The 11,748-nt window shown below is 70.5% G+C and carries 7 protein-coding genes and 1 pseudogene; 5 read left to right on the top strand and 3 right to left on the bottom strand.

Annotated features, from left to right (window positions below):
- From HMPREF0058_RS02030 to HMPREF0058_RS02040, 3 genes are all read left to right on the top strand, one after another.
- The coding region (locus HMPREF0058_RS02030; protein WP_006547997.1) for a methyltransferase at nucleotides 1–1,279 on the top strand (1,279 nt) is incomplete at its 5' end.
- Nucleotides 1,276–2,187 carry a phosphatase PAP2 family protein gene (locus HMPREF0058_RS02035; protein WP_006547998.1) on the top strand — a complete coding sequence of 304 codons (912 nt, stop codon included), beginning with the start codon at nucleotides 1,276–1,278 and terminating at the stop codon, nucleotides 2,185–2,187. The genes HMPREF0058_RS02030 and HMPREF0058_RS02035, both read left to right, overlap by 4 nt.
- A gap of 150 nt (nucleotides 2,188–2,337) precedes the next feature.
- Nucleotides 2,338–4,749, top strand: coding sequence for a glycoside hydrolase family 3 protein (locus tag HMPREF0058_RS02040; RefSeq protein WP_006547999.1), 2,412 nt, complete (start codon nucleotides 2,338–2,340; stop codon nucleotides 4,747–4,749).
- A gap of 378 nt (nucleotides 4,750–5,127) precedes the next feature.
- Here HMPREF0058_RS02040 and HMPREF0058_RS13105 read toward each other — a convergent pair whose 3' ends face one another.
- The 3 genes and pseudogenes from HMPREF0058_RS13105 to HMPREF0058_RS02050 all read right to left on the bottom strand — a co-directional run bounded on the left by HMPREF0058_RS13105 (nucleotide 5,128) and on the right by HMPREF0058_RS02050 (nucleotide 7,662).
- On the bottom strand, nucleotides 5,128–5,418 hold the full coding sequence (locus HMPREF0058_RS13105; RefSeq protein ID WP_345908471.1) for an ATP-binding protein: 291 nt from the start codon (nucleotides 5,416–5,418) through the stop codon (nucleotides 5,128–5,130).
- Nucleotides 5,419–5,828: 410 nt separating this feature from the next.
- Nucleotides 5,829–6,743: pseudogene (locus HMPREF0058_RS13405) on the bottom strand (histidine kinase dimerization/phospho-acceptor domain-containing protein); the annotation flags it as partial.
- A gap of 160 nt (nucleotides 6,744–6,903) precedes the next feature.
- Nucleotides 6,904–7,662: a response regulator transcription factor gene (locus HMPREF0058_RS02050; protein ID WP_006548002.1), complete on the bottom strand. Its 759-nt coding sequence runs from the start codon at nucleotides 7,660–7,662 to the stop codon at nucleotides 6,904–6,906.
- Nucleotides 7,663–7,805: 143 nt separating this feature from the next.
- Between HMPREF0058_RS02050 and topA the strand changes: the two genes are divergently transcribed.
- On the top strand, nucleotides 7,806–10,601 hold the full coding sequence (gene topA, locus HMPREF0058_RS02055) for a type I DNA topoisomerase (RefSeq protein ID WP_006548004.1): 2,796 nt from the start codon (nucleotides 7,806–7,808) through the stop codon (nucleotides 10,599–10,601).
- A 184-nt stretch (nucleotides 10,602–10,785) separates the two neighbouring features.
- Nucleotides 10,786–11,583, top strand: a complete 798-nt coding sequence (gene tmk / locus HMPREF0058_RS02060) for a dTMP kinase (RefSeq protein WP_006548005.1) — start codon at nucleotides 10,786–10,788, stop codon at nucleotides 11,581–11,583.
- Nucleotides 11,584–11,748 lie beyond the last annotated feature (165 nt).

Consider the following 11,748-nt stretch of genomic DNA (forward strand, 5'->3'; position numbering starts at 1 on the left):
TGAGGAACCCAGCCAGGGCGCGGCGCGCGGGCCCCTAGTCCGGGCCTGCGTGGACCTGCGCCCTCACGAGGTGAGTGGTCTGGGCCAGGACGGTGCCGACCTGCGCTGGTGGGTTGCCTCGGACCTGGGAGAGCTGGAGACCGGGCGCGCCCTGGAACCGGACCACGTGCTGGGGATCGGAGGCGCCGGGCTGACGCTGGCCAGCCTGACCCCGCGTCAGCCTGTGCGCACCGCCCTGGACCTGGGGTGCGGCTGCGGCATCCAGACCCTCTACCTCCTCCAGCACGCCGAGCACGTGGTGGCCACGGACATCTCCACCCGGGCGCTGGCCTTCACCGCTTTCAACGCCGCCCTGGCCGGGGCGGACCCTGAGCGCCTGGAGCTGGTTCAGGGCTCCTTCCTGGAGCCTGTGGCCGGACGCCGCTTCGATCTCATCGCCACCAACCCTCCGTTCGTGCTGACCCCGCCTGCCGTGCGCGAAGCGGGGCTGCCACTCATGGAGTACCGCGACGCCGGGCGCCCGGTGCTGCCCGAGCTCGTGCCCGCGCTGGGCGATCACCTGGAGGTCGGGGGCACGGTGGTCATGCTCGGCAACTGGGAGCACCACCGCTTCCAGGACTGGCGCGAGCGCGTGGAGGCCTGGCTGCCTGCGGACGTCGACGCGTGGGTCATCGAGCGCGAGACCCAGGACCCGGTGGAGTACGCCACCATGTGGCTGCGCGACGGCGGTGCGGTGCCGGAGAGGGACCTGGCTGGTTTCGAGGCGGCCCTGGGCGCCTGGATCGAGGACTTCGAGGAGCGTGGCGTGGAGGAGATCGGCTTCGGCTACCTCCTGCTGCACCGCCCTGACCCCCAGCACGACGGCGGGACCCGCCAGCCCTGGCGGGTCCTGGAGGAGGTGGCGACCCAGCCGACCGGCCCGCTGGCCGAGCACCTGGCGCGCTCGGTCGAGGTGCGTAGTGGCCTGGCGGCCATGACCGACGCGCAGGTGGCCGAGCTCCACCCCGTCCTGGCGCCTGACGTCACCGAGGAGCGTCACCTGCGTCCCGGAGACGACGAGCCCACGGTCATCCTGCTGCGGCAGGGCGCTGGCTTCGCCCGCACCATCCAGGCTGACACGGCCCTGGCGGCCCTGGCGGGAGTGGCTGACGGCGAGCTGAGCGTGGCGCAGGTGGCCGACGCCGTCGCCTCACTGCTCCAGGTGGACCCGGCCGCACTGCGGGCGCAGATGGTCCAGTCCACCAGGCGGCTGGCCGCAGACGGGTTCGTGGAGCTGTGAGTACCCAGCGCGCGGCTTCCCTCGGGCGCACCGCCGTCGTGCTGCGGCGGCGTGCCGTGGCCCTGGCGCTCGCCAGCTTCGCCACGGTGCTGGGCAGCTGGTACCTCATGGTGGCCACCCGCGCCGGCCAGCTGGTGGAGCAGGCCGCGATCACGGGCTCGTTCATCGGGGCCCGCTTTGTCACCAGCCAGGCTCGCTGGCTGCTGTCGACCGTCTCGATGCCCGCGGCGGTCGCCCTGGTCATGGTCATCCTCGTCATCGGCCTGTGGGGCAGCGCCCGGCGGCGTGCCTGGTGGGCGGCGGCCGTGGTGGTTGCCGTCAACGTCTCGACCCAGGTCCTCAAGCACTGGGTGCTCACGCGCCCGGACTACGGGGTGAGCCTGCGCTACGACGGCGCGAACACCCTGCCCTCGGGCCACACGGCGATGGCCGCCTCGGCAGCCGTGGCCCTGGTGCTCGTCGTCGGTCCAGCCTGGCGGAGCGCTGCGGCGTGGGCAGGTGCCGCCCTGGCGGCGCTCATGGGCTACTCCACCCTCGTGTGCCAGTGGCACCGACCGGCTGACGTGGTGGCGGCCATCGCCCTGGCAGTGGGCTGGGCGGCCCTCGCTGTGGCCTGTGGGGCCTGGAACTCACCTGCTGACCTTGATCCGCCCCGGCTCCCGCGTGCCGGTGGCGACGGCGTGGCTCGCCGCCCGCGTCACCCGCGTCACCTGCGGGTGCTCGTGTGGGGCGGAGCGGTGTGCGGCGTGCTCGGCGTGGCGCTGACGGTGGTGACCTGGGTCCGCCTGGAGAACGCGGCGAGCCGAACGGTGTCCTTCATGGCCTACGTCGGTGGCGCGCTGGGGACGGTGGCCGTGGCTGCGGTCGGGATCGGGCTGCTGGCAGGCCTGGGGCGGCCGCGTTCGTGAGGCACCGTGGGCGCCGTTGCCCCCAGGCTCAGGACGGGCGAGGTCGTGCGGGGTCATGCGGTTGCGGTGACGGTCCCGCTCGTGTGAAGGTCATGCCCGGTACGCTCTTCGCAGTGCCGATGTCCTTCACGCGTCTCAAAGGAGAACAGGATGACCACCGATGCGACCGCCAGCTCTGAGGAGGCACTGCTCAGCCAGTCATCGACCCGGTCTGGCGATGTCGCCGACTCGCGGCTGAGCCCTCAGCTGGCTCGTGCGGTGCGGGCCCTGGCCGCCCGAGGTGCTGTGCTGCTGCGCAACGAGGACCAGACGCTGCCGCTGCAGGCCAGCGAGCCGGTGGCCTTGCTGGGCCGTGTCCAGAAGGACTGGATCGCCGTCGGCTACGGCTCGGGTGGTGACGTCAACGCGCCCTACGTCACCAACCTGCTGGACTGCCTGCGAGAGCAGGGCGTCGCCGTCGACTCCGAGCTGGCAGCCCTGTACGAGCAGTGGTGCCAGGCCAACCCCGTCGACCCAGGCACGGAGTGGGGCAAGTGGCCGCTGAGCTTCCCTGAGATGGAGCTGGCTGACGACGTCGTCGCTGCGGCCGCGCAGCGCGCGCGCACCGCCGTGGTGGTCATCGGCCGGGCTGCAGGTGAGGACCGTGAGTCCGTCCTGGAACCGGGCTCCTACTACCTCCAGGACGCCGAGCGCCGCCTCCTGGAGCAGGCAGTGCGTTCCTTCGAGCGCACCGTGGCTGTCGTCGTCACCGGCAACGTCATGGACCTGGCCTGGGCTGAGGAGCTGGGTGTGGACGCCCTGCTGCTGGCCTGGTGCGGTGGCATGGAGGGTGGCCGCGCCATCGCGGACGTCCTCACCGGTGCCGCCGAGCCGGGCGGTCGCCTCACGGACACGATCGCCCGGACCTACGAGGACTACCCGTCCGCTGGCCACTTCGGTGACCCGGAGGCCAACGAGTACACCGAGGACGTCTTCGTCGGCTACCGCTACTTCGAGACCTTCGCGCCCGAGGCGGTCCTCTACCCCTTCGGCTTTGGTTTGGGCTACTCCCAGCACGAGATCACCGGCGAGGGCGTGGAGCTGACCGAGGACGGCGCCTGCGTGGCCGTCACCGCCGTCAACACCGGAGACCTGCCCTCCTCGACCGTCGTCCAGGTCTACGTGGCCAAGCCGGGTGGAGGCCTGAGCCAGCCCGTGCGTGAGCTGGCCGGCTTCGGACGCACCGAGCAGCTGGCACCGGGTGAGGGTGAGGAGCAGGTCATCGACGTCCCCTGGCGGGACATGGCCTCCTACGACGACTCGGGCGTCACCGGCCACCGCTTCGCCTGGGTCCTGCCGGCCGGTACCTACACCTTCTACGTCGGCTCCGACGTGCGCTCGGCCCAGGCTGCCGGCAGCGTCGAGGTCGAGGAGACGCTCGTCGTCGAGCAGCTGGAGCAGGCTGCGGCCCCCGCCGCGGACCACCCCTTCGAGCGTCTGGCGCGTCAGGAGGACGAGTCCGGGACGATCGTGCGCGGCTCGGAGCCTGTGCCGGTCAGCGAGGTGGACCTGCGTGAGCGGATCCTGAGCCGCCTGCCCCAGGCCCTGACGCCTGCACAGGGTGAGGGCGAGCCGGCGGTGCGCTTCGAGGACGTCCAGGCGGGCCGAGCTAGCCTGCAGGACTTCGTCGTCTCCCTCAGTCCCAAGGACCTGTCCTGCCTGGCCTACGGTGACGTGACCATGGACTCCCCGCTGGGTGCCAAGGGCAATGCCGGCGCGCTGGGCGGCGTGACGCAGGAGCTGCGCGCCCTGGGTGTGCCGCCGTCGATCACGACTGACGGCCCCTCGGGGATCCGCCTGGCGGCGACCGCCTCCCTGCTGCCTTGCGGCACGGCCCTGGCCTCGACCTGGGACCCGGAGGCCGTGGAGGAGATGGCGGCCCTGCACGGCGAGGAGATGGCGGCGCTGGGCTCGGACATCCTGCTCAGCCCCGGCATGAACATCCACCGTGACCCGCTGTGCGGGCGCAGCTTTGAGTACTACTCCGAGGACCCGCTGCTGACCGGCCTCATGGGCTCGGCGGTGGTCTCGGGCGTCCAGTCCACCGGTCGGGCTGCCTGCCCCAAGCACTTCGCGGCCAACAACCAGGAGACCAACCGCATCTTCAATGACTCGCGGGTCTCCGAGCGCGCCCTGCGCGAGATCTACCTGCGTGGGTTCGAGATCGTGGTGACCGAGGCGGCTCCCAAGGTGCTCATGACCTCCTACAACAAGGTCAACGGCGTGTGGGCCCACTACCACTACGACCTGGTGACCACGATCCTGCGTCGCGAGTGGGGCTACGAGGGCCTGGTCATCACTGACTGGTGGATGCGCATGGCTCAGGACCCGACCTTCCCGGCGCTGCGTGACTCGGCCTACCGCGTGCGTGCAGGTGTGGATGTGCTCATGCCCGGTGGGGACAAGCACTTCTCCACCGTCCGCGATGACGCGATCATGGACTCCTACGGCCAGGAGGAGGGCATCACGCTGGGTGAGATGCAGGCGACGGCGGCGCACGTGCTGCGCTTCCTCGTGTCCTGACTGACTGCTCCTGGCTGAGGAACGGTCCTCGCGGAAGGACGTCCTGGCTCGGGAGGTGTTCTCGCTGGGGAACGCCTTGGCCAGGGAGCTGTCTTCACATGAGGAACATGTGGCCCGGGAGCTGTCCTGGCTGAGGAAGATCTTGGTCCGGGAGCCTGGGGCCGTGGTGCTGTGACGAGGCGCCCCCACAACCATCAACGGTTGCGGGGGCGCCTTCTCGTGTTGTTCGCCGCTACCCCGTGGTGCCCGCGGCTACCCCGTTCTGTCCTTCGCTACCCCAAGCTGCTGCTCGCTACCCCGTCGCGCGCGCTAGGGGGTAGCGAAGAGCGCGAAGGGGTGGCGACGGCGGTAGTGATGGTGCGCTAAGGGGTAGCAGACCTAGGCCGCGGGCAGGTGGACCGTGAAGGTGGTGCCGTGCTCTCCCGCGGGGGAGTCCTCGGCCCGGACCGAGTCGACGGTGAGGACGCCGCCGTGCGCCTGGACGATGGCCAGCGCGATGCACATGCCCAGGCCCGTTGAGCCGGTGCGCCGCTCGCGTGAGGCGTCACCGCGGGCAAAACGCGCGAAGAGCCGGTCCCGGACGGCTGGGCCGATCCCTGGGCCATCGTCTGAGATCGAGATGACCAGGTGCCCGACGGACGGCGTGCGCGGGAGGGCTCGGGCGCCCAGGCGTTGTCCTCCATAACCGCCGGCTGCGGGGGCACGGGGCGGGTGTCGTAGCGCAGGCTCGTCACCACGTGCGTGCCAGCGGGAGTGTGGACACGGGCGTTGGTGAGGAGGTTGACGAAAACCTGGCGCAGTCGCGCCTCGTCCACCATGAGCGCTGGGAGCTCGGCCTCCTCGCCGTCCTCGGCCTCCGCCGCCTCATCGCTGTCCTGTGAGGAGGACCCCTGCGCCGGGGCGTCAGCCAGCGCGGACAGGTCGAGCTCCCACTGCTGGTTCGGGCCGGCCGCTCGGGCGTCGGCAACGGTATCGAGGAGGATGCCCAGCAGGTTCGTCTCCTGGTAACGCAGCTCGCGACCTGCCTCCAGGCGGGCCAGGAGCAGGAGGTCCTCCACCAGGCCGGTCATGCGCACGGCCTCGGAGCGGACCCGGTCCAGGGCGTGGACGGCGGAGACAGGCAGCTCGACGTCGCCCCCCTCCCGCTGGATGAGCTCGGTGTAACCGCGGATGGAGGCCAGAGGAGTCCGCAGCTCGTGGGAAGCGTCAGCCACGAACTGCCGGACCTGGGTCTCCGAGCGCTGGCGCGCGGCCAAGGCCGAGTCAACATGGTCGAGGAGGATGCTGAGCGCGGTACCGACCTGCCCCACCTCCTGGGAGGAGGACAGGTCCTCATCATCCACGCGCTCGTCGATGCGCACCTCGCCGTGGGCCAGGGGCTGGGAGGCCACACGCTCGGCCGTGGCGGCCACACGCTCCAGCGGCCCGAGGGAGGCGCGGACCATGGAGCGCCCGACGGTGGCGGCGATGACGGCGCCGATACCAGCGATGATGGCCTCGACGAGGAGCTGGGTACGGATGAGCTCGTTGTCCGAGGCCATGGACAGGCCGGTGATGACGATCTTGCCGGTCTCTGACTCCTCGCTCACCAGGACCCGGTACTCGCCCAGCGAGGCGACGGAGGTGCTCACGGGCCTGCCAGTGACCTTGAGGGACAGCAGGTCCGAGATCTCCTCGGAGGAGAGGTTCTGGTAGACCCCGTGGGCGTCGATGTACCCCGCCTTGACGGCGCCAGAGGGCGAGGCGACGACGCTCAGCGTGCCGGTGGACTGACCAGCGGCATCGAGCCCGGCGGGAGGATCCTGGGCAGGCCTGCTCTCGGGGGAGATCGCGCCACCGCTGTCTTGCGCCTGGGTAGGCCGGTCCTCAATGTCATGACGGCGCACGGCGGCACGCTCATTGGCCGCCAGGAGCTGGGTGTCCAGGCGGTCCATGAGGGTGTGGCGCAGGGTGAGGGTCGAGAAGACCCCCATCAGCGCGCTCATGATGAACATGAGCCCGAGGATGCCGACGGCCAGGCGCGTGCGCAGGCTGTGGCCCCGGGCGGCAGAGGCCCGCGGGCTGTCGTCACCGGATCCTGACGCGGTCTGAGAAGGCGGAGGGGTCACGGACACCGGGGGAGAGTACGCGGGGGCGCCCGACGCCGCCCACACCTCAGCGCGTCGGCGGTGCGGCGTCCGCCGGCTTGAGGACGTAGCCGACTCCACGCATCGTGTGGATCATCGGCTCGCGGCCCTTGTCGATCTTGCGGCGCAGGTAGGAGATGTAGAGCTCGACGATGTTGTCCTGGCCGCCGAAGTCGTAGTTCCACACGCGGTCCAGGATCTGCGGCTTGGACAGCACACGGCGGGGGTTGCGCATGAGGTAGCACAGCAGCTCGAACTCGGTGGCGGTCAGGTGAATCTCCGTGTCACCGCGCCAGACCTCGTGAGAGTCCTCGTCCATGCGCAGGTCGCCGACCTCCAGCACATGGTCGTCCTGCTCGGCGTGGGCGCCGGAACGGCGCAGCAGGGCGCGCAGACGTGCCACAACCTCTTCCAGGGAGAAGGGCTTGGTCACGTAGTCGTCGCCACCGGCGGTCAGTCCGGACACGCGGTCCTCGACCGCGTCCTTGGCTGTGAGGAAGAGAACGGGGACAGAAGGCTGGCGGCCACGGATACGACGCATGACCTCCAGGCCGTCAAAGTCCGGCAGCATGATGTCCAGCACGACGACGTCGGGCTCGATCTCCTGCGCGGCCTGGACAGCCTTGACACCGGTGGCCGCAGTCGTCACGTCCCAGCCTTCGTAACGAAGCGCGGAGGCGAGAAGGTCGGCCAGCATCTGCTCGTCGTCGACGACAAGAACTCGTACCGGAGAGCCGTCGGGCGCGTCAGGGTGGTAGCAGGGGTACTCATAGCCTGAAGTCAACACGAGTCGTCTGTGATGAGGCTGTGAAAATGTAAGAAGTCTGTGCGTCGCACCAGTGCGTTACAGTCGGGACGTCCACGGCTGCCGTGCCCTGATCCTATGCACAGGCGTCCGATACTCGCACTCCGGCCCCGAAGAAGGTTCACGTGTCCAAGAAGCTCGTCATCGTCGAGTCGCCGAACAAGGTCCGCTCGATCGCGGGGTACCTCGGCTCGGACTTTGACGTCGAGGCCTCCGTCGGGCACATCCGCGACCTGGCCCAGCCCTCTGAGCTCCCGGCGGCAGAGAAGAAGGGGCCGTACGGCAAGTTCGCCGTCGATGTCGAGCACGGTTTCAAGCCCTACTACGTGGTCAACCCGGACAAGAAGAAGACCGTCGCCCAGCTGAAGAAGGCGCTCAAGGACGCTGACGAGCTCTACCTCGCTACCGATGATGACCGCGAGGGAGAGGCGATCGCCTGGCACCTGCTGGAAGTCCTCAAACCCAAGGTCCCCGTCAAGCGCATGACCTTCACGGAGATCACCAAGGAGGCGGTCACCCGAGCCCTGGAGTCCACCCGTGAGCTGGACACGGACCGGGTCGATGCCCAGGAGACTCGCCGCATCCTCGATCGCCTCGTCGGCTACGAGGTCTCGCCGGTGCTGTGGCGCAAGGTGCGCGCGGGCCTGTCGGCCGGGCGCGTGCAGTCGGTGGCCACCCGTCTGGTGGTCGAGCGCGAGCGCGAGCGCATGGCCTTCAAGGCGGCCGGCTACTGGGGCGTGGAGGCCGAGCTGGGGACCACCGGCTCGCTGGAGGAGTCCGGACGCACCTTCACCGCACGGCTGGCTACCCTCGACGGCCGCCGCGTGGCTACGGGACGTGACTTTGGTGACGACGGCGCCCTGCGCCCGGCCGCCGTCAAGGCTCACACCGTCCACCTCCACGAGGGCGGGGCCCGCGCCGTCGCCGACGCCGTCATGGCCTCGGCCCCGACCGTGACCGAGATGGAGACCAAGCCCTACAAGCGCCGCCCGGCGGCGCCCTTCACCACCTCCACCCTCCAGCAGGAGGCCTCGCGCAAGCTGCGGATGAACCCGCGCGAGACCATGCGGGTGGCTCAGGGCCTGTACGAGAACGGCTACATCACCTACATGCGTACGGACTCCACGGTGCTGTCCGGCCAGGCCGTGGCGGCCGCTCGCGCGCAGGTGGCCGAGCTCTATGGAGCGCAGTACGTGCCGGCCAAGCCACGCCTGTACGCCACCAAGACCAAGGGTGCGCAGGAGGCTCACGAGGCCATCCGCCCGGCCGGAGACCACTTCCGCACTCCGGCCCAGGTGGCCGGTGCGCTCTCCGGCGCCCAGTTCCGCCTCTACGAGCTCATCTGGAAGCGCACCGTGGCCTCGCAGATGGCCGACGCCGTCGGCCAGACCGCCACGGTCAAGGTGGAGGTCCCGCTCAAGGAGGCCAAGGGTGGGGCCCGGGACTCCGGCGTCACCTTCCGTACGGCCGGCTTCACGGCGTCGGGCACGGTCATCACCTTCCGTGGCTTCCTGGCCGCCTACGAGGAGGGCCGGGACGCTGAGCGCTACGAGGCCGAGCCGGGCAAGGCGGGCGCGGCAAGCGCCGGTGAGGTACGCCTGCCGGCTATGGAGGTCGGGGACGTCCTGGACGCCAAGGTGGCCGAGGCCTCTGGCCACGAGACGACGCCGCCGCCGCGCTACACCGAGGCGAGCCTGGTCAAGGCCCTGGAGGAGCGGGAGATCGGACGCCCCTCGACCTACGCGGCGACGATGTCCACCATCGCTGACCGCGGTTACGTCGAGCACCGGGGCCAGGCACTGGTACCCACCTGGCTTGCTTTCGCCGTCACCCGGCTGCTGGAGGAGAACTTCTCCGAGCTGGTTGACTACGACTTCACGGCCTCGATGGAGGCGGATCTGGACCGTATCGCCGCCGGCGAGGAGGACCGGGTGGCGTGGCTGACCCGCTTCTACTACGGGGACGGCGACGGCCAGGGAGCGCAGCCGGGCGAGGGGCCCGAGCAGGGCCTGAAGGCCATGCTGGACAACCTCGGCGAGATCGACGCCCGCGCCGTCAACTCCATTGAGATCGGTGAGGGCATCACGCTGCGGGTGGGGCGCTACGGGCCCTACCTGGAGGATGAGGAGGGCAAGCGGGCCAACGTCCCGGCCGACGTCGCCCCGGACGAGCTGACGGTGGCCAAGGCCAAGGAGCTGTTCGAGCGCGCGGCTGACGACGGGCGCGAGCTGGGCGTGGACCCCTCCACCGGGCACGTCATCATCGCCAAGGACGGGCGTTACGGTCCCTACGTCACCGAGGTTCTGCCGGAGCCGGAGGGCACGCAGGAGCCGCAGGACGAGGCTGCGCCGAAGAAGCGGACGAGCAAGGCCAAGACGGGCCCGAAGCCCCGGACGGCCTCCTTGTTCAAGAGCATGGGCCTGTCCACGGTGACGCTGGAGCAGGCGCTGGACCTGCTCAGCCTGCCGCGGGTGGTGGGCCAGGACGCCGAGGGCGTGGACATCACCGCCCAGAACGGCCGCTACGGGCCCTACCTGAAGAAGGGTACGGACTCCCGCTCCCTGGAGAGTGAGGAGCAGCTGTTCACCGTGACGCTGGAGCAGGCTCTGGAGATCTTCGCCCAGCCCAAGCGCCGGCGTGGTCAGGCGGCTCCCAAGGCTCCGCTGCGTGAGCTGGGCACGGACCCGGTCTCGGGGCGTCCCGTGGTGATCAAGGACGGCCGCTTCGGTCCCTACTTCACGGACGGGGAGACCAACGTGACGCTGCGTCGCGGTGACGACCCGGCCACGGTCACCCCGGAGCGGGCGTATGAGCTCCTGGCGGAGAAGCGGGCCAAGGGGCCGGCCAAGAAGCGCACCACCCGCAAGACGACGGCGAAGAAGACGACGACGACGAAGAGGAAGACCTCCGCTCGCGGATGATCTCGGGGCCTGTCTGCCAGGCGTGAGCCAGACCGTGCGCTCGCGGACCCCGGGCCTGACCGTGCGGGCTTCCTCCCGCCGCCCTGCGGGCGAGTCGCTCGCGCAGGCCTAGCCGGAGCCGACTGTCGCCGCGGGTGGGTGGCGCGGGCAGATTCGTGTCCCACCCTCCGGCTACCCTGGCGCCGTGACCCACGAACACCGTGACCTGCCCCTCGCCCCCGGCTCCCAGGCCGGGCCAGGCCTGTTCCTCAGCTTCGAGGGCGGCGACGGCGTCGGCAAGACCACCCAGATCCACCGTCTGAGTGGTCTGCTGGAGGCCGCCGGGGTTGACTGCCTGGTCACCCGCGAGCCCGGTGGGACCGAGCTGGGCGCCGAGATCCGCCGGCTCCTGCTGCACGGGGGCGAGGTCTCGGCGCGCGCTGAGGCGCTGCTCTACGCCGCGGACCGCGCCCACCACGTGCAGACCCGGGTGCGCCCGGCCCTGGCCAGGGGCGGCGTCGTCATCACGGACCGCTATCTCGACTCCTCGGTCGCCTACCAGGGGGCGGCTCGCAGCCTCGGGTCCCAGGAGGTTCGGGATCTGTCACTGTGGGCCACCCAGGGCCTGCTGCCGGACCTGACCATCCTGCTGGACGCCGAGCCTGGGATCGCGGCGCGTCGTGCGGGCGAGCGCGCGGCCCTGGACCGCCTGGAGCGTGAGCCCAGCTCCTTCCACGTCGCCCTGCGTGAGGAGTTCTTGGCTCTGGCGGCAGCGGAGCCAGGGCGCTTCGTCGTCATCGATGCCGATCGCGGCGTCGAGGAGGTCGCCGAGCAGGTTACGGCCGCGGTCGTCAGGCTCATCCGCTCCAGGACTGAGTCTCCCGGTGGCCATGTCCCTCAGGCTGACGCCTCCCACAGCCAGGTCCCTCACCCAACAGGCGGCGCCTGGGCTGCTCTGAGCGCCTTCGCGGCCACCTACGGCGGCAGGGAGGTGGGACGATGAGCGTGTGGGAGGACGTCGTCGGCCAGGAGCAGGTGGTGGCCACCTTCCAGGCAGCCGCTGCCGCGGCGCGTCTGCGAGCCCTGGAGCGTGAGGACGCGGGGACGGCGCGCGAGGCTCAAACACGGCCGGGTGGAGGCGCCCAGGGCGGCGTGGACGCCTCGGCCA

The organism is Actinomyces urogenitalis DSM 15434 (assembly GCF_000159035.1).
GTDB lineage: Bacteria > Actinomycetota > Actinomycetes > Actinomycetales > Actinomycetaceae > Actinomyces > Actinomyces urogenitalis.